The organism is Aliikangiella maris, from assembly GCF_040719265.1.
GTDB classification, from domain to species: domain Bacteria; phylum Pseudomonadota; class Gammaproteobacteria; order Enterobacterales; family Kangiellaceae; genus Aliikangiella; species Aliikangiella maris.
Genome location: NZ_JBFDAH010000006.1, coordinates 212,930 through 233,627, shown reverse-complemented (window position 1 = coordinate 233,627; position 20,698 = coordinate 212,930). Strand labels below are relative to the sequence as shown.

Below are 20,698 nucleotides of genomic sequence, written 5' to 3'. Positions count from 1 at the left end.
AGCATCAGCAAAAGTTATTTTTGCTGATGCTCCATATTCTTTCTAATAAGTTGAATTTTACTGATTCAGCTCTTTTCTAATTTATTTAAGTAAGACCCTTTCACTTAATTTAATTTCAGGGAGCGTTATTATGAAAACTCAATATCAAAATCTGGTGTGCTTTTGAAGTAACCAGTAAACGTCGCAAAGATTATCCTTCAGAAACTCAAGTCAAGCGTGGTGATCGCATTGTTCACGGAGACAAGGAACTTATCGAAAAACTTGGTCGAAATGATCCCTGTCCTTGTGGTTCTGGGAGGTTATTTTAAAAAGTGTTGTCTTAAGTCGGGGAATTTTTGACGGAGCTAAACGTCATTATTATCGTCGCTAAAATCATTTTTGCGAACAATAACATTTAACTTTCGAATCATTTATATGAATGGGCTAAGTGACACTGTACTTATTTTCTAATTGAATAGGCGTATTTAATACTTAGCTTTTTTAAATTGACTCTGGTATCAAAATTTAACGTTACCTGAGAAACATGACTAGCCAATAAAAAATATATCAGATTAAAAGTCACCAATAGTTGATTGCACCACAGCAATACACGCAAGTCCTGCGGTTTCTGTGCGTAATACTCGTGGACCAATCAAAGCAGGGGTGGCACCAATATCAACTAAGTGGTTAATATCGTTTAGAGAAAAACCACCTTCAGGTCCAATGACAATATTGAGTTTATCATTTTTGGAATATTGTTTTAATAGGTGGTTAATTGAATGTTCGGCACCAGGATCAAGATATAAAGACATAATTTTATCAGTACCGATGAGTGTCTTTATATTACTCGGCGGATTAATTTTTGGAATTACTGCGCGTTGAGATTGTTCGCAGGCACTAATCACAACACTTTGCCAGTGGGCAAGTTTTTTAGGCAAACGTTTTGCATCAAGTTTCACATTACATCTTTCAGTAAAAATAGGTGTTATTTCATTTACACCTAGCTCTACCGCTTTTTGTATAATTAAATCCATTTTTTCACCACGAGCAATACCTTGTAATAGATGAATATAAATGGGTGATTCATTGTCAATTACAGTTTTATCTTCCACTATAACATGGCATTGTTTTCCATTAATTTCGGTAATTTTTGCCAGATAATCAGCTCCATCACCATTAAATAAAACGAGCTGCGCATTGACTGCATAACGCAAAACCTGAATACAATGGTGGGCAACTTCTTTAGGTAGCTGGTAGTTATTTCCGGGAGAAAGTTTGTCGGATGTGTAAAAGCGATGATAGCGCATAAATAAAAATTTCTGAAGAAATTGTGATAGAGAAAGTCTCTATCACAATAGTTTACTTAGCAATAATACAAAAGTACTTTGCCAATTAATAACGATAATGATCAGGTTTGTATGGGCCATCTACATCAACATTAATATAAGCCGCTTGCTCTGCGGTTAATACCGTTAATTTTGCACCGATTTTTTCAAGGTGTAGACGAGCAACTTTCTCATCGAGATGTTTAGGTAATACATAAACTTGATTACTATAGTTGTCACCGTTTGACCAGAGTTCAATTTGTGCCAGCGTTTGATTTGTGAAAGAGTTAGACATAACAAAACTTGGGTGGCCCGTTGCACAACCAAGATTAACTAATCGTCCTTCGGCTAATAAAATAATGCGTTTGCCATCAGGGAAAATGATGTGATCGACTTGTGGTTTGATGTTTTCCCATTGATACTCTTTAAGTGATGCAACTTGAATTTCATTATCGAAGTGGCCAATGTTACATACAATGGCTTGATCTTTCATTGCAATCATATGTTCGTGACGGATAATGTCAAAATTACCCGTGGTGGTAACAAAAATATCAGCAAGTGCGACAACATCTTCAACTGTCACAACACGATAACCTTCCATTGCTGCCTGTAAAGCACAGATTGGATCGATTTCAGTGACATAAACGGTTGCACCCTGACCACGTAAAGATTGTGCACAACCTTTACCAACATCGCCATAGCCACAAACAACAGCGATTTTTCCAGCGATCATAACGTCGGTTGCACGTTTGATTCCATCAAGTAAAGACTCACGACAACCATAAAGATTATCAAATTTTGATTTGGTTACCGAGTCGTTAACGTTAATTGCAGGGAAGGGTAGTGTGCCTTCTTTTGCCATTTGATTTAAGCGCATAACACCAGTGGTTGTCTCTTCGGTAACTCCTTGGATGTTTTTAGCAAGGCGACTATATAATTCAGGATCTTTGGCTAATTGTGCTTTGATAGATGCATAGAGGAATGTTTCTTCTTCACTGCCAGGATTTTCTAATAAACTGCCATCGGTCGCTGCTTTTTGTCCAAGAATCACGGCCAGTGTAGCGTCACCACCATCATCTAAAATCATGTTAGCAGTTTCACCATTACCCCAGTCAAGAATATTGTGGGTGAACTGCCAGTACTCTTCCAGAGTTTCTCCTTTGTAGGCGAACACCGGAATGCCACGTGCCGCAATTGCCGCCGCCGCATGATCTTGAGTTGAATAAATATTACAAGAAGCCCAACGAACTTCAGCGCCCAACTCAACCAGTGTCTCGATTAACACAGCAGTTTGAATTGTCATGTGCAGTGATCCAGCAATACGTGCGCCTTTAAGCGGCTTGCTGTTACCATATTCTTCGCGCATAGCCATCAGGCCAGGCATTTCAGTTTCAGCGATGGCGATCTCTTTTCGTCCCCAATCAGCTAAAGATAGATCTTTTACGTAAAAGTCTTTGTTATCAGACATTGAATCTCTCCAGTTAATCAGGGTGCCCTTAGAAATGTTTTTACCTATCAACTGAGCGTGACAAACACTTTTCTGTTTGCTGCAGCACCCCTCAGTTAATTTGCTTTGCTCACAGGGTCAAACCTGTGATTAAGAGTATTGATTATAGATTAGCGTCAGCTCTTAAAGCGTCTGCTTTATCTGTTTTTTCCCAGCTAAAATCAGCATCCTCACGGCCAAAGTGACCATATGCTGCAGTTTTACGATAAATTGGTCGAATTAGATCAAGCATTTGGATAATACCGTATGGGGTTAAATCGAAATGTTTTTTCACTAATTCTGCCAGTAAGGCTTCGTCGATTTTTCCAGTACCAAAAGTATTTAAGCTAATACTGGTTGGTTGTGCAACACCGATAGCGTAAGAAACCTGAATTTCACAGCGATCTGCCAGACCCGCAGCAACAATATTTTTGGCGACATATCGTCCAGCGTAAGCAGCAGAGCGGTCAACTTTTGAAGGATCTTTACCAGAGAATGCGCCACCACCATGATGTGCCGAACCACCATAAGTATCAACGATGATTTTTCGGCCAGTCAATCCACAATCACCAACCGGACCACCAATGACAAAATTACCGGTAGGGTTAATATGGAATTTAGTATCCGCATGAATAAGATTTTCGGGTAAAACAGGCTTAATAATTAATTCGCGCACGGCTTCCTGTAAGTCTTTTTGGCTGACATCAGGATTGTGCTGTGTTGATAAAACAACCGCATCAATCGCAACGGGTTTGCCATTTTCATACTTCAGTGTTACCTGGCTTTTCGCATCTGGGCGTAACCAGCTTAAAGTACCATTTTTACGTACTTGTGCTTGTCTTTCGACCAGTTGGTGAGACCAAGTAATTGCCGCTGGCATTAAGACATCCGTTTCATTCGTTGCATAACCAAACATTAAACCCTGGTCGCCAGCACCTTGTTCTTCTTTGCTTTTTCGGTCAACACCTTGATTGATATCAGGAGACTGCTTACCGATTGCATTTAACACTGCACAAGTTCGACCATCAAAGCCCATTTCTGAGCTGGTGTAGCCAATATCACAAATTGTTGATCGAACCACTTCTTCCAAATCGACCCAGGCACTGGTAGTGACTTCACCCGCGATAATTGCCATACCGGTTTTAACCAGAGTTTCCACCGCAACACGCGCATTGCTGTCTTGCTTTAGAATTTCGTCTAATACTGCATCGGAAATTTGATCGGCTATTTTATCAGGGTGTCCTTCTGAAACCGACTCAGAAGTGAATAAAGAGTACTCAGCCATTAGCGAAAAACCTCATGTTTTTGATTATTTGTTTTGGCGATATTTGCCAGTTAATTTTAGATTATTTTCATCTTGATAGCGCATTGCTGAATAGTGCACTTCAAGCCTGAAAATAGTGCGCAATTGTACCCGTAAAGACTCGAATTTTCACGGTTTTTCCGTGTAATATCCGGCTAATATTCCATCTGATTATCACAATTTGATGACTAGTCGTCAAAAAGAGCCTTTGGTTATCTCGCTTAATCTGCTTTTTGTTGAATTTTTTAGCCTATACTTAATTAAATTTTAGAAGAAATTCAAAGGCTTGAGTATGGCAGAACGACTGTTATTTGTCGAAGACAGCACCTTGGTTTTAAAGGTCATGCGCCGTCTGGTCGCGGAAGCTGGTGACTTCGAAGCGGACTTTGTTGAAAGTTATGCGCAGGCTGAGCAAAAATTAACTGAAAATCCACAAAAATATTTTGCAGCGGTTGTTGATCTTAATTTACCCGATGCACCAAAAGGTGAGGTAGTTGATCTAACGCTTAGCGCTAAAATTCCAACAATGGTTTTAACTGCGACTTTTGATGAAAAAAGAAAAGAAGCACTGCTTAAAAAAGGAATTGTCGATTATGTGGTAAAGGAAAATCGATACTCATATGGTTATGCCATGAAGCTGATTAATCGTCTGCAACGCAACCACCAAATCAAAATAATGGTGGTAGATGACTCAAGAGTTGCCCGCAAGCAAGCTGCGCTGTTATTAAATAAATATCAATTTCAAGTCGTCGAAGCTGATGGGGCAAAAAGCGCGATTAAAGCGTTAATTGCTCAACCTGATATTAAACTGGTGATTACTGATTATCATATGCCGGAAGTTGATGGGTTCGAATTGGTTAAATTAATCCGTGGTAAATATGACAAGCAGGATTTGACCATTATTGGTTTGTCCGGAGAAGGCGATGCATCTTTATCTGCAAAGTTCATTAAAAATGGTGCCAACGATTTTTTACGTAAACCATTTAATCAAGAAGAGTTTTACTGCCGAATTATGCACAATATAGAATCATTGGAAGCAATCGCAACTATTCGAGACTCGGCAAATAGAGACTACTTGACTGGCCTGTATAATCGACAATATTTCTATCAAATTTGTGATAGCAAAATTACTCAATGCCAGCAACAACAGACTAATTATGCTTTGGCTATTATTGAAATTGATAATTTTAAAACATTTAATAATGTTTATAGTGAATATGGTGATGCGGTGTTGATTAAATTTGCAGAACAATTACAAAAGAAATTTTCTGGTTATATTACGGCTAGATTGAATAGCAGTCAGCTAGTGGTATTTTTATGGGGAATTTCGCTGGATGAGTGTGATAAAAAAATGAATGAATTTCGTGAGCAAATTAAGAAAACGTTTATTGAAATTGAAAATGTAAAAAAATATCTGACTGTCAGTATTGGCTTGTGTTTGTCTGAGGAAAATGGTTTACGTCAACTACTAGAAATTTGCGGTGGATTAATTGCACGTGCACAAAACGCTGGAAATGATCTGGTCTTATACGATTGATAATCAATCCGTATAAGCGCATACATGTACATCCTTTATTGGGCTGTTCGAGTGGAATGATTTTCTTGAGTGGTTTATTCGATATAGAGTTGTGTGATTAGTCGCATAAAAAGCAGACCTTAAAGTATAATTACCAATTGGCAATATTACCGATAGATTATGTGATGTGATCCTCAATTTTTGAACTTTGTTAAGATACAATTAAATGTTCGAACATTGTGGCTTGTTTAGTAAACCTGATTGAATATGTTTTGTTTGAGCTTTATTCGAAAACGCTAATCTAAAAATATTTTGACTGCAACAATTATTAATACCAAATCGTCTGATGGGATACTCATGAAAAAGAATGCATTAATCGTTGATGATTCACGGCTGGCCTGTAAAGTCATGGCTAATATGCTGGAAACTTTTGGCATTCAAAGTTTTGCTGTTTATTCGGCAGAAGAAGCGCTCGATTATTTACAACAAAATATTCCCGATATTATTTTTCTTGATCACACCATGCCTGGTATGGATGGTTTGGAAACGATTAAAGTGATTAAAAGTAATCCGATGACGGCGACGGTTCCGGTAATGATGTATACCGCAAAGCAGGGAGATGTCTATGTGGGACAGGCGCGGGCGTTAGGTGCAGTTGATGTATTGCCAAAAGGATTAGAGAAAGATTATTTATATAATGCCTTAGAGCAGTTGGGATTAGTCAAAAGAGAACCTGAAACTCAAGTTGAAAAAACTAAAAATACACATGCGAATAACAAAAATCAGACACATACTCTACCGGTTGAGAACTATCGAAATAATGAGGTAGTCACCGAGCCTATTCAGGAAGATTCAACCTGGCAAAAACTGTGGCTGCAAAAAATTGAACCCTATTTAAATCGACAAAAAGCTCAACAGCTCGAAGAACTACAACGTTATAATGGGATTCAAACACGTAAATTAACCCGCGAGTTTCACCAAACTCTGGAACATTTTGAGCATGCCATGGTTCATCGAATGGAGTCACACGATGAGTTTGTTGAAGCAAAAGAGGAAATATCGAGAAGTTTTTACAAAAAAGCCGGCGTTGTTGGTGCACTGGTAATAACTTTTTTATTAACGGGAATTTTGTGGCAATTGTGGACTATTAACCAACAAAACAGTGCATTACAAGCTGCTTATCAAGAAGGAAATCAATGGCGTAATAAAATGGAAGCTCAATTTCAGCAACTTGGTGAACAGTTTACTCAAGTCCAACAGTCAACGTCAAAAGCGTTTGCGCAAGGTTCGCCACAAGGTTTTAACAGTGTTTCACTGGTTGATGAAAGTGGTAGTGTTATTACCGAATTATTGCCCGTTGATTTGGAAAATGGGTTGTTTCGAGGTAAAACAGATTCGGGGTATCAATTTGTAGTGAATGCTCAGGGTGAGCTTGGTTGGCCAATGGAAGAACGCTATTATTTGACGGACAATTGTACTGGTGACGCTTTTGTGAATTCGCCCAGTGGCACTATTTTAAAAGAAAGTAATGGCCGTTTATGGTATGTTGACAAACAAGCTCCGGCCACCCTTATGACAGTTAATTCACATTTATTAATGGAAGGTAAATGCGCCACTTTAGCTGGTGAAATTCTCCGATTGCATTTGTTGCATCCTAATCAGGCGCTGGAAACTGGGTTAGATGAACTACAAACAGTACAACTTTATTTTAGTCGTTAAATAATCGTCAAAACTGCGAAATTATCGCTTCTATATTTAACCCTGTACTAATATTTGCTATTCTGCTTAACTGATTTCAGTCTGTTAAGCGGGAATTGTATGCAGTTTGCCCAGCCACTCGAAAAAACTCGAATTATTAAGCGTTATAAACGATTTTTAGCCGATGTAATTCATCCAGAAAAAGGTGAAATAACGGTACATTGTCCCAACACTGGCTCAATGAAAAATTGTTGGCAAGCTGGTTGGTCTGCCTGGATTGCCGACAGTCAAAATCCTAAAAGAAAATATCCCTATACTTGGGTGTTAACTGAAACTGATGATGGTCAAATGATAGGTATCAATACTCATTTAGCAAATGATATCGTTTATGAAGCGATTGAAAATAAACAGATTGAAGAGTTAACTGAATATTTATCAATTAAAAAAGAAAAAAAATATGGTCAGGAAAATAGTCGAATTGATATTTGGCTTGAGCAATCGGATGGGCGTGAGACCTTTATTGAAATTAAGAGCGTTACGTTGAAAGAATCACAAAATCTTGGTTTCTTCCCTGATGCAGTTACCACTCGGGGGCAAAAGCATTTACGTGAACTAATGACTTGTGTTGAGCAAGGACATCGAGCAGTTTTGTTTTTTTTAGTGCAACATAGTGGAATTGGCGAGGTCAGTGCGGCATCACATATTGATGCCGATTATGCACAACTGTTAAAAAAAGCCGTTAATTTTGGCGTGGAAGTATTAGTTTATCAGTGTCATTTATCTCCACAATCAATCGAAATTGGAAAAAAACTACCTTTTAAGCTCTAGCAAAAATAGGTAGTTTGATTAGGTATAGCTTAAATTGTCGGTTGGTTGATTTTTACATTACTTTTAATAAAATTTATGGCTTATGTTATTCAGTGGTTACTTCGGTGATAGCATCTGTCGTCATAAATGTTGGCCGTTTAAAGCGGTGAGAAAATAAGTATAAAGTAACGGTTAACAAAATGAGAATACTAGTTAATTCATATAAGACTGAGCCACCATACTGATCGATAATATAACCGCCAATGATGGGCGAACTGGCATAGCCTAGCGAATAGAATGAAGTTGCACCAAAATAACTACCTCTTAAATGTTTAGGGGCTAACCGATCGATTTGAATATTCATTGTTGGAAATAAAATAGCTTCGCCTAGACTTAAAATAAACATTCCGCCAATCCACATCCAATAACTATCCACAGGTGAATAGATGTATAGGACCTGTGAACTAAAAAGCAACACTAGTCCAACGTGAATCCGCTGATTGATTGAAAAGTTCTGCAACAATCTTAAAAGTGGAAACTGAAATAATACAATCGTTAAAGAGTTGGTGATAATCAGCGCCGAAATCAGTTGTAATAAATCTGGTGCGTTGGCTTGGGTTAAATATTGAATTAACGATGAGTCTGAATGGGAATAAACGAACATAACAATGATGTTGGCAATAATTAAAACCAAAAATAAATGATCGTTGAGTAAAATGCCGATAGTTTGCGAAAAGTTATAAGTTGTCAGTTTTTGTCGTTTTAGTAAGTGTGCATTGTAATTAAAGCCAATGTAAAGACCGACAGTTAAAATTAAATAGGCAGTTGCAGTGAACAAAAAAGTTTCTTTTTGTGCTGATAATCCGAGTAAAATACCGATAAGTGGACCAATAGCAACCCCCACATTTGTCATAAAGTAACTAAGTTGTAATGCCATTTCTCGAGTTTCGGCTTTTTTTAATAAGTCACCGATTAATGCTTTGCTTGGAGAGTCCCATAGTGCTCTGCTGAGTGAGCTTAAAGTAATTGCTACAATATAAAGCCATAAACTATTGGCAAACGCCAGCAAACAAAAAGCAATAAAGCCAATAATCCCGCTGATTAAAATTGTCGAACGGCGACCAATTCGATCAGTTAAGCTACCGACATAAAAACCAACTAGGGAAGAGCCGACTGCTGAGCAGGTGAGTATCATACCAATGTTGGTTGCTGATAGTGAAAACTCTCGATACAGAATTACTGACAAAAATGGCCAAACCATATAGTAACAACCACGTGTCATCAAAGTACCAACTAAATATAACCAGATTAGGGCAGGGAATTGACCAAACTGTTTTGTGAATTGGATTCGTGACATGAGGTGTTCCTGAGTAAACTTATGACATGCAGTAAATTTAAGACTTTTATTAAATAAAGTAAATACTTTATTTATGTGATGTGGTCAAAATTTATTGAGTGAATAGTGTTCTACTATAAGTCGAGTGCTTCAATGTGAAGCATAATTATTTGTTATCAACGTTCATGCTTTTTTATAAGGTGTCAATTAGAAAAAAACGTGTCAGAAAAGTAATTCGGCTGTTTAAAATGATGTAGATCGAATGATCGAATTCTAGGGGGAGATACTAAGTTCAAGGTAATGATAAATAAAAAGCCAGTTTTTACTATTCAGCAGTTGCCGAAGTATTTACTACAGAATAAATAAAAACTGGTGCCAATTAATTAATAGCTTGTCAATCGGCTAAGGAGTCAATTTGAAATCAAAAACGAATCAATATTTTTCCGATGTGGTATTAGGCAAAGGGGATTGCTTAACCCCAAGCTAGTTGAACACCGTAATCGCTATGGATTTGTTTTTCAATTTCAACGACTTCGAGGAAAATATTTAAATCGAACAAGGCACTCGATTCGGTTGAAAATGGTCCATGTAATTCACCTTCCCTGGTACGATAAAACAGCTCGCCATCTTGCTTAACGAATCGGTTTGATCGTGAAAATAAATCGGTAATGTTAGCGTCTTCAGCTCTGGTTTGGTACATGATGCAACTCCCTTTGTTGAGGTTGTATTCTTATCTGTTTGACTTGGGACTACTATAAATCTTTAGCGTTTGATTCTCATCAGGCAAACACGCTTGACCTTGTAAGCTATTTCTCAAAGTCCAATAGGTTTTTTGCTAATCTCAAAATAAGATTTTTAGATTTTTTTATAACTCTTTGAATTTTAAAACTATTGTGTTTATATAAGAGCTTGTTGATGTATAAATAGTGAGATTTTGTACGGAAAACAGTCAGGCCGAGCTAGGCTTTTTCTAATGTACGTTCTAAAAAAGCTTTTCCCGAAATAGTTAAAAATAACTAGCAAAAGTTATGTGCTAAAAAATAACACTTAATTGAAAGCATGGTATTTCGATTGATTTCAAAACAGCTTTGACGATATATTAAGTGCTATGCAGCCCCCAACTCAGCAAGATATCAACCGAATTTATCGTGGTTTTAATCAAGCCTCGGCCGTGGACTATCGACATCAATATTTTATTTCTGCCCGTCAGTTTGGTGACAACAATCAAGGTGTGCATCTTGATTTTAAACAGAGTATAGCAACCGGTTACTGGGAGCTATATCGACCCCATCGCGATTTATTGATCTGTTTGGCTGACAGTTTTTATCACCAGGATTTTATACAAAAAATTAAACCTGTTGAAGATATCGTTTCAATTCGTTTTGTTTTGTCGGGAAATTATCAAGTCACTTATGCCGATCACATTCCTTTAGGTATCCCTAGGTTAACGGTTTCAATTTTGTCAACACATAAAAATGATACGTTTGATTTATCGATTCAACAGGGGAATCACTTGAGTTCGGTCACATTACATTTACGACCTGATTATTTCATGCATCATGTGAACTTGGGAGGAAGCTCATGTTCGCTAACTTCACCGTTATTTTTGGACAAAATATTTAATCAAAAGCAACTTTTTAATATTCCGTTATTGCCCGCCATGAGAAGTGATGTTTTGACGCTATTAAAAATGCCTTATCTAGGGACTCGACGTCGTCTTTATACAGAGTCAAAATCTTTAGTTTTATTGTGTCAGTTGTTTCACTATATTGAAGAGTTTTATCAGCAATCGGCATTACCCCTTGATATTAATGAGCGGTTGATCGACAAGTTAGCTCATGCCAAACAGTTAATCACGCAAAATTATCAAAGTCCGCTTACGATTATTGAATTAGCTCGCCGTGTAGGATTAAATCGAAGCACTTTGTGCGGAGAATTTAAGCGTCAATATCACTGTACCGTACATGAGTTTTTGCAAAACTACCGTATGAATAAAGCTAGAGAATTACTGCAATCATCATCAATGAGTATCTCACAAATTGCAGAAAGGGTTGGTTATGAATATGCAACTAACTTTACCACCGCATTTAAAAAGCAATTTTCAGTATTGCCTAAAGCTTATCGCACCAAAAAAACGCTCTAGTCTTTTTTTACTTGATAGGGCGATTTCATACACTGGCGCTACCAGTATTCAGGAAATTGTAGCGGAAGTTGGCGCTTTAGTTGGATCGGCTAGAGAAGATGAAGTCAGTAATGGCGAAAATTTTCTGAACTTGCGTAACCTCGGCGCAAATCGGACATTGACATTGATCGATAGACATCGCTTTGTTAGCGGTTCGTCAGGTGGAACGGCTGCAGTGGATACCAATTCAATTCCATTTGCGATGATCGAACGAGTCGATATTTTTACCGGTGGCGATGGTATTCCAAATTATATTTTATTTGCTAACGGAATACGCCCCGGAAATGAACGCCATGTGCTGACGCTAAAAGCTCACTATGAGTTCGCTGAAAAATTCGAGCCTTATGTCAGTGTTAATTATTCCGACGTGGCAACACGAATCCTCAGCCAACATTCACTTACTGTCGGTAGTCAAGTCGCCCGTGATAATGCTTTTTTTTACCTGCCTCCGTTTTAGCTGCGGCAGGTGCTGATGGTCCGCCTATCTTTTTCAATCGCTGGGATTTAGATGCTGGTTTTAATGATTTGCGCACCAATAAACGCAGTTACCGAATCTTGGCTGGGGCAACAGGACAATTTAATTCCGATTTAAAATATGATTTCTCGCTGAACTGGGGAGAGTCAAAGCAAAATGAGCGTTCACCTGAAAATCGCTTGTTTGATCGATATATGGCGGCGATGGATGCCGTATTTGATGATAATGGTCAAATCGTTTGCCGCAGTAGTTTAAACCCTGCAAGTTTTAATCAGATCGCCGGTGATTAACGAACAACGAGCAATAGCCGATCAAATAATAGATGTGCCGTATGTAAAAGCTTACCGCAACCATGATATTCAAGTAGGCTATCAATGGCTGGAAAGTTTACGGACATATATTGGAATACGTAATTTAACTGACGAGTATCCTGATAAAGTCCGTGCATCGCTAAATGGTTTTTCTGGCCGTCAGGGGTATGCAGGAAGAACTTATTATATAGGTTTTAACTGGCAGCTTGATTGATTTTAATTGTTGTGACTGATGCGATATCGGTGGTGTATTTGCTTTGAACTTTTTATATCAATATTAACCTGGGGTTCGAAGCATAATGTGTTTTGTTATTGAGCTAGGTTTACTTAAATTTTATTTTGTTAGTCTATTTTCCTCTAGTAGTTTCTATTTTGTCATAGCTTATTGTCAATGAGAGCGTACCCGAGATGGATTTCGGGAATTTTTTTCTATACTTGCGATGGTATTGTTATCCTCCATTTAGCAACTGATTTTTATTTTCCTGGTAAATGATCTATTGATTATGCGCTATAAGTATCTGCTAGGCGTCTGTATCGACATATCTGTATCGATATCGCTGTGTTAATATTTCTATGTTGAAATCTCTATGTCAATATAATCATTCGGAAAATGGGTTATAAAGATCTGTTCGAGAACTGTTTACTGGTTATTTGAGTGTATTGAACAGATAGGAAATATTAGCGGGTCTATAGTGTATTATGTTAAAAAGAGTATCGATTTAAATAGAAATTCAATAATAGCGTGTCAATCATTACAGGAATAATCATGAAAAAAAACTTTACAATTATTTTATGCGGTTTGGTTATGTTTTATTTTTCGACAGATTGTACATCTCGAAATAATCAAGAGAAAAACAATAACCTCACTCAACAACATGAGATAATCATTGAGCAGACAGGCAGTGTGATTGATGCTTTTCATCTTGCGGCCGCCAACGCTGACTTGAATGGCTATTTTAATTTGTTAACTGATGATGCCGTATTTTTAGGCACCGATGCAACTGAGCGTTGGACTAAATCAGCATTCTATCAGTTTACTCAACCCTATTTTAGTCAGGGAAAAGGTTGGGCCTATACACCGACAAAACGCCATATTTCGGTGGTTAATGAACAAGTGGTTTTTTTTGATGAATTGCTCTATAACAAAAGTTACGGTGAGTGTCGTGGTTCTGGTGTGCTGGTAAAATCGGGCAAAAACTGGAAAATTTCACAATACAATTTATCAATTCCTATGCCAAACGGAATTGCCAAAAAGTTAGTGACACAAATTGCAGACTTTAAAAAATAAGCCTATTAGTGAAGCTTTTAATTTGAACTGCTTTTAATTTGAACTGTGTGTTATGAAAGAAATACTCGGATTATTGATGAATAACCGTTCAATCAAACTGATGGAAACTATTATTTTGTCTATGGTAATGGCTATCGTCATTGAAATAGCAATTGGCATGCAATGATGACTTATCGCTGTAATGGTTGAGGGCCTCGATTCAACCGGTGTTCGATTTAAAGTTGAGGTGTTATCTTTATTAAAATGCTGGATTTATTATCTTGCTTAAGTTGAAATTTATTGATTAACACAGCATTAAATAAAACACCGAGAGTTGATTAGTGAGGATTAATTTCTCGGTAACTGTTTTTCCAAATATTGGTTGGTGTAATATGAAAAAACAAAAGTATTTACTGATTATTGGATATGTACTTTTACTACATTTTCTGGCCAGTTTTATCGTGTTGAAATTAGGTATGATAGGGCAGGCAAAGCACCTGCTAGGATTAATCGATGAGGAAATAACGCCACACTATATTGCAATGAGTGCATTCTATCAACGGATGGAAAGCAATATTCCACCACAAAGTATTTTATTTTTTGGTGATGATTTTATACAGCGATTAGCTGTAAATACAATTAATGACGGTGCGCTTAACTTTGGTATCGGCACAGAGACATCTCGTGGGCTATTATTACGCATAAAGGATAATCAAGCGATTGAATCCGCGAGTTTAATGGCTATTATGATTGGTAAAAATGATTTTACTTATCGTCATGAAGCAGAAATTTTTGAAAATATCCAACAAATTATCAAGCATATTCCAGCACATACGCCTATTTTAATTACCGGTCTATTACCAATTGACCGAAGATATTTTTCTCCCGAACAACAAACGAATTTTGCAACATTAACTAACAAGCGTATTCAATCACTCAATAGTCAAATCAAAAACTGGAGTGACTCTGTTGAACAAGTAACGTATGTCGACTTATTTAATCACTTTACTGATGAATACGGCCATCTTGCTGCAAACTGGCATGTGGGTGATGGGTTTCATTTAAATGCAGACGGCAACCAGGTTTTAATAACCGCTTATAAAAATATCATTGAAAACTAATGAATAGATTCTGTGCCGTTAAATGTAACCAACACATATCACTTCAATTTGTCTTTTTAAAGGCAATCAATTATCTGTAATGCTCAAGTTGTTAATGAGTAACCAGTTTATTTTCTACTGCCCAAACGGCTGCTTCAACACGAGTTTTTAAGCCTAGTTTTTTTAGTAGGTTCTTCACATGAACTTTTACCGTTGCCTCGGTGATACCTAAGTTATTGGCAATCACTTTATTACTTTTGCCGTCGGCGATGAATTTTAAAATTTCCAGTTCACGTTGGGTTAATTTATCAATTAGGTTGATTTTCTTTTTATCCCCCGATTGAAGTGAGCGCGCCATAATTTGAGTTAGAGGTGCACTAAAAACCAAATTACCATCAAGGGCTAAATTAATTTTTTCGATCAGTTCTTCAGGTTCTGAGTCTTTTAACAAATAGCCATCGACACCAAATTTTAGTGCTTGTAAAACGTCGGCTTCATTATCTGAAACAGTGAATATAATTATTTTACTTTTTGTGCCTGCGCGCCGCAAAGATATTAGCGTATCGATACCGCTAGGTCCTTTCATATTTAAATCGAGCAATATCAGATCAGGAGAACTGGCGAGTGCAGAGGTGATCGCTTCTTCACCCGAATTTGCTTCGGCAATCACCTCTAAGTTATCTTCAAGCGAAATTAATTGTGCAACGCCCTTGCGAAGCATCGGATGATCATCGACCAATAATATTTTATGACTGCTCATTGGCTGGTGTCCTGTTGTTGAAATCTTTTCGGATGCAGCTTGATTATAATACGAGTTCCTTGAGGCTGTCTTGCTAAAATTTCCATCACTGCATTTAAGGACTTTGCTCTTTCTCGCATAATGCTTAGACCAAGATGACCTTGTCTGTTCTCCAGATTTTTTATGCCTTGTCCGTTATCCCAGATTTCAACGATGATATTTTCACTCATCCGATGAATATGAATACCCGCTTCTGTGGAGTGGGCGTGTCGCTGAATATTAGATAATGCTTCGCGAATAATTTGTAATAAATGAATTTCTTGATTTGCTGATAAGCTTTCTGGCTCAATCTGATAATTTAAAAAAATTGGATGATTACATTTGGTGGAAAACTCGGCAACTGTTCCTTGAATTGCATTTTCAATAGAGGGGTCTTCAAGTTTTAGACGAAAGGTGGTTAGTAATTCGCGGAGCTGTAAATAGGCACTGTTAATACCTTGCTTAATATCATCCATAATCATTGTGAGTTGTTCCTTAGGGACTTCTTTTTGCATCTTTCGGCTAAGCAGACTCATTTGAAACTTTAAATAGGATAAGGATTGTGCAAGGGAATCATGTAACTCTCTAGCAATGACAGCCCGCTCTTCGATTATTAATAATCGGTTTTGTACACTACGTTGGCGTTCAAGTTGAAGTGCAGTACCAACGATATCTGCAATTGCTTGAAGCATTAACGTTTGCCACTCACTAATGACAAATTGGGTTGGCGTTTGCCAGACAATATAACCAAATAAATTGCCATGCTTTTTTAAAGGGAAGCGTTTAGAAAGTAAACAAAATGGAGCATTAAATCGGGGATGAATATCAATTTTTTGAGATTGATTATCTTCGATTGCTAACAATTCAATAGTGATTTTGCCTTCACCCAAAATATTTTCAAGCTCTTGAATAATTAAATCTCTGCCATGACTAAAATCGTTTGCAGATAAGTATCGAGCAGTTTTATATAAAAAATCTAGTGAACGATTACTTTGTAGTAATTCTTCTGTTTTTTGGGTTACGCGTTGTTCGTAATCCTGGTAAGTTAGTTTGAGTTCGGCTGACATCTGATTGATTGTTCTGGCCAGTAAACCGAGTTCATTGTCTGAATGATAAGTGGCTTTGAGGTCGAAATTGCCTTTACCCGCTTCAGATGCGACATCAACCAGTTGTTTGAGCGGTGCTACAATAATTCGGTTTAACTGAAACAGGACAACAATGGCAACAACTAAAACCGACAATAAGCTAATACCTTGAATAAGCCTTAACATGTTAAGCTTTTTTTCGGATTCTTTTTGTAAAAGAAAAACCATCTGGTCAATAGTGCTAACGAATGTGTCAAATGTATGAACAGAATGATCTGAATTATTTGAGTTCAATTTTTGCCAGTTTTCTAAAATCAGTTGATATTGTTCTTCAATTTTTTTATTTTTACGAGCACTAACTAAACCGCCGATAAGTAATTGATTGAGTTGGTTTTCAAAAGCCGTTGTTTCTTTTTTTATCAATAACTTTTGCTGAGAGGTGTCGGCAAGATGGGCTCGAGAAATTCGCATGGCATGCATTCTTAATGAACCTGCAATGTTAATTTGTGCCGCATCACCGCTTAAACTTTCTGAGACCAGCATAGATGAAATCATGCTCACTAGTCCCAAAATAATAATCACAACCATTATTTGTCCGGCGCGAGCAATTAACGATGAGCTGGTTGTTGTTGGATCGGTTTCAATGGGCAATGACTTGGTCACCTTTGTGTAATTTATTGAAAGTAAATTTGCTGGCAATGCGCCTGAAAAAACGCTTTTATAAAAGCATGTAACTCATCAACTACTACTAAAGAGTTGTAAAAAATAAAAAGTCATCATAACAAACCATTGATGACAAAAAAAGAATTTAAAAACAATCATTTGATGAGATAACAAATTTACTACTTTAGTAGTAGAGCAAATAAATATACTCAAATTGAAGAATATGACGAATGATCCAAATCAAGTATTGTCATTCGGGTGATTGCTATTCTCTCATTGCAGTCTCTAGTAGAATTGATGTTGATGGAACATCAAAATTAGACTTATGAGGGGTATTAAAATGGCGACTCATACTACAAAGCAGTATTCTGTTTTAACCATGAATACAATTGCTTTTGCGTTTAATTTTGCGGTGTGGACAATGTTTTCCATTATCGGCCTTAAAATTAAACAAGAGTTAGGTTTAACAGATACTGAGTTTGGCGTATTAGTAGCGACGCCAATATTAACCGGATCGATTACTCGTCTACCTTTGGGGATGTTAACGGATCGTTTCGGTGGAAGAATTGTTTATTTCATTCAAATGATTGTTGTAGCAATTGCGACTTACACACTCGCTTTTGCTCATTCCTATTGGCAATATCTTGTTGCGGGATTATTTGTAGGACTTGCAGGCGGATCGTTTGCTATTGGAATTGCTTACACTTCAGCCTGGTTTGAAAAAGAAAAACAAGGTACAGCCATGGGTATTTTTGGTGCAGGTAATGCTGGCGCTGCAATTACAAATCTGGTTGCTCCTATGATTGTCGTTGCTGCGGGTTGGCAAATGGTACCCAAAGTTTATTCAGTTGCAATGGCATTAATGGCGGTTGTTTTTTGGTTTTTTACTTATGATGATCCTGGGTTAGAGGAAAGAAAAAATTCGGGTCAACATAAAACTATCGCAGAACAACTTGCACCTTTAAAAGAATTAAGAGTTTGGCGATTTGGGCTTTACTATTATTTTGTCTTTGGTGGATTTGTTGCTTTAGCTTTGTGGTTACCAAAATATTATATTGGTGAATTTGGGCTTGATATAAAAACAGCTTCCCTGATTACTATGATTTTTACATTGCCTTCAGGTGTTATTCGAGCAGCTGGTGGTTATGCTTCTGATAAATTAGGTGCGAGAACTGTAAACTGGTGGGTTTTTTGGATCTCAGCAGGTTGTTTATTCTTTCTTTCCTATCCTGAAACCAGTTTCGTGATTAAGGGAATTAAAGGAGAGGTCAATTTTAACATTGGACTGGGTGTCGAAATATTTACCTTGTTCGTTTTTATTGTAGGAATTGCGCAAGGATTTGGTAAAGCGAGTGTTTATAAACTGTTACATGATTATTATCCCAATAACATGGGTTCGGTAGGTGGTATGGTCGGCGTTTTGGGAGGACTTGGCGGATTTACTTTACCCATCTTCTTTGGAATTTTGTCTGACTATACTGACGTTCGCTCCTCTTGTTTTATGTTGTTATTTATTTTGGTCGCAATTTGTATGTTATGGATGAACTACTCCATTATCAAAGCCAAAAAAGAGAGCGAAATTTTATAATTATTTTTTATATTTTCGAATCATAAAATCAAACTCTTAAATATTTTAAGAGTAAACAATAAAAATTATCGTCTTATTATTTGGAGTGAGTAATGTCAGATATTAAAGAATGGAATGTAGAAGATTCTGAGTTTTGGGAATCAAAAGGCAGAAAAATTGCCAATCGAAATCTTTGGATTTCGATTCCAAGTCTGCTGTGTGGCTTTGCGGTGTGGCTATATTGGGGAATTATCACCGTACAAATGTTAAATCTTGGTTTTCCATTTGAAAAATCGGAACTGTTTACCTTAATGGCTATCGCCGGTTTAACCGGTGCGACCTTGCGAATACCCAGTAGCTTTTTTATTCGGTTATGTGGTGGACGAAATACCATCGTTTTTACAACGGCATTATTAATGTTACCCGCGATAGGTACAGGTCTAGCACTACAAGATAAAAATACGCCGCTTTGGGTATTTCAAGGGTTAGCTTTATTATCTGGATTTGGTGGTGGAAACTTTGCTTCATCTATGTCAAATATCAGTTTCTTTTTCCCGAAAAAACAACAAGGTCTTGCGCTTGGTTTAAATGCTGGCCTGGGAAATTTTGGGGTAACTACCATGCAGATACTGGTTCCTTTAGTGATGACTTTCGGTATCTTCGGTGGCGAATCCATGACGTTACAAAACACCAGTGGTACTTTAATCGGCAAGATAGCAGCAGGTAGTCAGACCTGGATCCAAAATGCTGGGTTTGTCTGGTTGATCTTTTTATTACCTTTGTTAATCATCGGCTGGTTTGGTATGAATAATATTCGAGCTCCTCATGTTTCGCCTAACATTGGCAGTCCTGTAGGTTCCGTATTAAAAATATTAATGATGCTGTTAATTGGTTTTTCCTGTGCGGTATTTGGCTTGTGGTTAATGTTACCAGAAAGCGCCAATGGTTCCGGTTTTGGCATTCCTAAAGAAATCGTTTTAGTCATTGTGGTTGTGTTAACCGTTTATGGTTTAAAAATGTTACCGGGCGAAATTGGTGCCAGTTTAAAACATCAGTATCAGATCTTCGGTAATAAACATACTTGGGTAATGAGTGTAATTTATACCATGACGTTTGGTTCGTTTATCGGATATTCGGCTGCATTTGCATTAGCCATTAAAGTTATTTTTGGTTATCAGCATATTATGGTTGATGGAGTGATGACACATAATACGGTTAATGCCAATGGTCCCAGTGCTTTAATGTATGCTTGGATGGGACCATTTATTGGTGCATTAATTCGCCCGGTAGGTGGATGGATTTCTGATAAAGTTGGCGGTGCAAAAGTTACCCAAATTTGCTCTATTGCGATGGTGGCCAGTGCTCTTGGTGTTGCTTACTACATGAAGGCGGCTTATGCATCGGCAACCCCCGAAGAATTCTTTGTTCCTTTCTTTGTATTATTTTTAATTCTCTTTGCTGCAACCGGAATAGGTAATGGTTCAACTTTTAGAACGATTGCAATTGTGTTTAATAAAGAACAAGCCGGACCCGTGTTAGGTTGGACCTCGGCAATTGCTGCCTATGGTGCCTTTTATATTCCAAAGGTATTTGGTGAACAAATTAAAGCGACGACACCCGAATATGCATTAATTGGATTTGCAGTTTTTTATGGAGTTTGTGTTGTTATTAACTGGTGGTTTTATTTGCGTAAGGGGGCTGAATTCCATAATCCATAAATCAGCGGGTTAATCACTGAAAATAATGTATCCAAGGTGTTACCAAAATTGGCAACACCTTATCGACTGTATTAACAGTGCTCAATAAAAGATTACAGCAAG

The 20,698-nt window shown here is 37.4% G+C and carries 19 protein-coding genes; 12 read left to right on the top strand and 7 right to left on the bottom strand.

Features of this window, described 5'->3' with window-relative positions; all coding sequences use genetic code 11:
- Positions 1–143 precede the first annotated feature (143 nt).
- On the top strand, positions 144–308 hold the full coding sequence (locus ABVT42_RS07785) for an SEC-C metal-binding domain-containing protein (RefSeq protein ID WP_367023618.1): 165 nt from the start codon (positions 144–146) through the stop codon (positions 306–308).
- A gap of 243 nt (positions 309–551) precedes the next feature.
- Here ABVT42_RS07785 and ABVT42_RS07780 read toward each other — a convergent pair whose 3' ends face one another.
- From ABVT42_RS07780 to metK, 3 genes are all read right to left on the bottom strand, one after another.
- Positions 552–1,286: a 16S rRNA (uracil(1498)-N(3))-methyltransferase gene (locus ABVT42_RS07780; RefSeq protein WP_353873977.1), complete on the bottom strand. Its 735-nt coding sequence runs from the start codon at positions 1,284–1,286 to the stop codon at positions 552–554.
- An 85-nt stretch (positions 1,287–1,371) separates the two neighbouring features.
- Positions 1,372–2,772, bottom strand: coding sequence for an adenosylhomocysteinase (gene ahcY, locus ABVT42_RS07775; RefSeq protein ID WP_353873978.1), 1,401 nt, complete (start codon positions 2,770–2,772; stop codon positions 1,372–1,374).
- A gap of 142 nt (positions 2,773–2,914) precedes the next feature.
- The gene (metK, locus tag ABVT42_RS07770; protein ID WP_353873980.1) at positions 2,915–4,075 is read right to left on the bottom strand and encodes a methionine adenosyltransferase; all 1,161 of its coding nucleotides are present in this window, start codon (positions 4,073–4,075) and stop codon (positions 2,915–2,917) included.
- Positions 4,076–4,385: 310 nt separating this feature from the next.
- Between metK and ABVT42_RS07765 the strand changes: the two genes are divergently transcribed.
- The 3 genes from ABVT42_RS07765 (at position 4,386) to sfsA (ending at position 8,135) form a co-directional block, all read left to right on the top strand.
- A complete protein-coding gene (locus ABVT42_RS07765) occupies positions 4,386–5,630 on the top strand; it encodes a response regulator (protein ID WP_353873981.1) in 1,245 nt (414 codons plus the stop codon).
- A 336-nt stretch (positions 5,631–5,966) separates the two neighbouring features.
- A complete protein-coding gene (locus ABVT42_RS07760; protein WP_353873982.1) occupies positions 5,967–7,328 on the top strand; it encodes a response regulator in 1,362 nt (453 codons plus the stop codon).
- 99 nt (positions 7,329–7,427) lie between these two features.
- Positions 7,428–8,135: a DNA/RNA nuclease SfsA gene (gene sfsA, locus ABVT42_RS07755; RefSeq protein WP_353873983.1), complete on the top strand. Its 708-nt coding sequence runs from the start codon at positions 7,428–7,430 to the stop codon at positions 8,133–8,135.
- Positions 8,136–8,220: 85 nt separating this feature from the next.
- On the opposite strand, the gene ABVT42_RS07750 is transcribed toward sfsA, so the two are convergent.
- The gene (locus ABVT42_RS07750; protein ID WP_353873984.1) at positions 8,221–9,471 is read right to left on the bottom strand and encodes an MDR family MFS transporter; all 1,251 of its coding nucleotides are present in this window, start codon (positions 9,469–9,471) and stop codon (positions 8,221–8,223) included.
- A 451-nt stretch (positions 9,472–9,922) separates the two neighbouring features.
- Entirely contained in the window at positions 9,923–10,150 is a 228-nt protein-coding gene (locus ABVT42_RS07745) for a DUF6316 family protein (RefSeq protein ID WP_353873985.1), read from the bottom strand.
- Between the two features lie 408 nt (positions 10,151–10,558).
- Between ABVT42_RS07745 and ABVT42_RS07740 the strand changes: the two genes are divergently transcribed.
- From ABVT42_RS07740 to ABVT42_RS07715, 6 genes are all read left to right on the top strand, one after another.
- On the top strand, positions 10,559–11,593 hold the full coding sequence (locus ABVT42_RS07740) for a helix-turn-helix transcriptional regulator (RefSeq protein ID WP_353873986.1): 1,035 nt from the start codon (positions 10,559–10,561) through the stop codon (positions 11,591–11,593).
- Positions 11,514–12,089, top strand: coding sequence for a Plug domain-containing protein (locus ABVT42_RS07735; RefSeq protein ID WP_367023601.1), 576 nt, complete (start codon positions 11,514–11,516; stop codon positions 12,087–12,089). The genes ABVT42_RS07740 and ABVT42_RS07735 overlap by 80 nt, the downstream gene beginning before the upstream one ends.
- Positions 12,090–12,157: 68 nt before the next feature.
- Positions 12,158–12,397 (top strand): hypothetical protein, encoded by a 240-nt coding sequence (locus ABVT42_RS07730; RefSeq protein WP_353873988.1) that lies wholly within the window; start codon positions 12,158–12,160, stop codon positions 12,395–12,397.
- Positions 12,390–12,632 (top strand): TonB-dependent receptor, encoded by a 243-nt coding sequence (locus tag ABVT42_RS07725; RefSeq protein WP_353873989.1) that lies wholly within the window; start codon positions 12,390–12,392, stop codon positions 12,630–12,632. The genes ABVT42_RS07730 and ABVT42_RS07725 overlap by 8 nt, the downstream gene beginning before the upstream one ends.
- A 552-nt stretch (positions 12,633–13,184) precedes the next feature.
- Positions 13,185–13,706, top strand: coding sequence for a nuclear transport factor 2 family protein (locus ABVT42_RS07720; protein WP_353873990.1), 522 nt, complete (start codon positions 13,185–13,187; stop codon positions 13,704–13,706).
- A 371-nt stretch (positions 13,707–14,077) separates the two neighbouring features.
- Complete coding sequence (locus ABVT42_RS07715; RefSeq protein ID WP_353873991.1) at positions 14,078–14,806, top strand: GDSL-type esterase/lipase family protein; 729 nt, start codon at positions 14,078–14,080, stop codon at positions 14,804–14,806.
- 91 nt (positions 14,807–14,897) lie between these two features.
- Here ABVT42_RS07715 and narL read toward each other — a convergent pair whose 3' ends face one another.
- Entirely contained in the window at positions 14,898–15,545 is a 648-nt protein-coding gene (narL, locus tag ABVT42_RS07710) for a two-component system response regulator NarL (RefSeq protein WP_353873992.1), read from the bottom strand.
- Positions 15,542–17,299: a histidine kinase gene (locus ABVT42_RS07705; RefSeq protein ID WP_353873994.1), complete on the bottom strand. Its 1,758-nt coding sequence runs from the start codon at positions 17,297–17,299 to the stop codon at positions 15,542–15,544. Before ABVT42_RS07705 ends, narL begins: the two co-directional genes overlap by 4 nt.
- Before the next feature lie 352 nt (positions 17,300–17,651).
- Between ABVT42_RS07705 and ABVT42_RS07700 the strand changes: the two genes are divergently transcribed.
- Together ABVT42_RS07700 and ABVT42_RS07695 are read left to right on the top strand one after the other, a co-directional pair.
- Positions 17,652–18,899 (top strand): MFS transporter, encoded by a 1,248-nt coding sequence (locus ABVT42_RS07700; protein WP_353873996.1) that lies wholly within the window; start codon positions 17,652–17,654, stop codon positions 18,897–18,899.
- Between the two features lie 92 nt (positions 18,900–18,991).
- Positions 18,992–20,596 (top strand): MFS transporter, encoded by a 1,605-nt coding sequence (locus tag ABVT42_RS07695; RefSeq protein WP_353873997.1) that lies wholly within the window; start codon positions 18,992–18,994, stop codon positions 20,594–20,596.
- Positions 20,597–20,698 lie beyond the last annotated feature (102 nt).

What these genes read in the sequence shown, in the direction of transcription:
- ABVT42_RS07750 (WP_353873984.1), bottom strand. Translation starts at nt 9,471, where the DNA reads ATGTCACGAATCCAATTCACAAAACAGTTTGGTCAATTCCCTGCCCTA.
- ABVT42_RS07760 (WP_353873982.1), top strand. Translation starts at nt 5,967, where the DNA reads ATGAAAAAGAATGCATTAATCGTTGATGATTCACGGCTGGCCTGTAAA.
- ABVT42_RS07780 (WP_353873977.1), bottom strand. Translation starts at nt 1,286, where the DNA reads ATGCGCTATCATCGCTTTTACACATCCGACAAACTTTCTCCCGGAAAT.
- ABVT42_RS07735 (WP_367023601.1), top strand. Translation starts at nt 11,514, where the DNA reads ATGCAACTAACTTTACCACCGCATTTAAAAAGCAATTTTCAGTATTGC.
- sfsA (WP_353873983.1), top strand. Translation starts at nt 7,428, where the DNA reads ATGCAGTTTGCCCAGCCACTCGAAAAAACTCGAATTATTAAGCGTTAT.
- metK (WP_353873980.1), bottom strand. Translation starts at nt 4,075, where the DNA reads ATGGCTGAGTACTCTTTATTCACTTCTGAGTCGGTTTCAGAAGGACAC.
- ABVT42_RS07745 (WP_353873985.1), bottom strand. Translation starts at nt 10,150, where the DNA reads ATGTACCAAACCAGAGCTGAAGACGCTAACATTACCGATTTATTTTCA.
- ABVT42_RS07740 (WP_353873986.1), top strand. Translation starts at nt 10,559, where the DNA reads ATGCAGCCCCCAACTCAGCAAGATATCAACCGAATTTATCGTGGTTTT.
- narL (WP_353873992.1), bottom strand. Translation starts at nt 15,545, where the DNA reads ATGAGCAGTCATAAAATATTATTGGTCGATGATCATCCGATGCTTCGC.
- ABVT42_RS07720 (WP_353873990.1), top strand. Translation starts at nt 13,185, where the DNA reads ATGAAAAAAAACTTTACAATTATTTTATGCGGTTTGGTTATGTTTTAT.
- ABVT42_RS07715 (WP_353873991.1), top strand. Translation starts at nt 14,078, where the DNA reads ATGAAAAAACAAAAGTATTTACTGATTATTGGATATGTACTTTTACTA.
- ABVT42_RS07765 (WP_353873981.1), top strand. Translation starts at nt 4,386, where the DNA reads ATGGCAGAACGACTGTTATTTGTCGAAGACAGCACCTTGGTTTTAAAG.
- ABVT42_RS07695 (WP_353873997.1), top strand. Translation starts at nt 18,992, where the DNA reads ATGTCAGATATTAAAGAATGGAATGTAGAAGATTCTGAGTTTTGGGAA.
- ABVT42_RS07700 (WP_353873996.1), top strand. Translation starts at nt 17,652, where the DNA reads ATGGCGACTCATACTACAAAGCAGTATTCTGTTTTAACCATGAATACA.
- ahcY (WP_353873978.1), bottom strand. Translation starts at nt 2,772, where the DNA reads ATGTCTGATAACAAAGACTTTTACGTAAAAGATCTATCTTTAGCTGAT.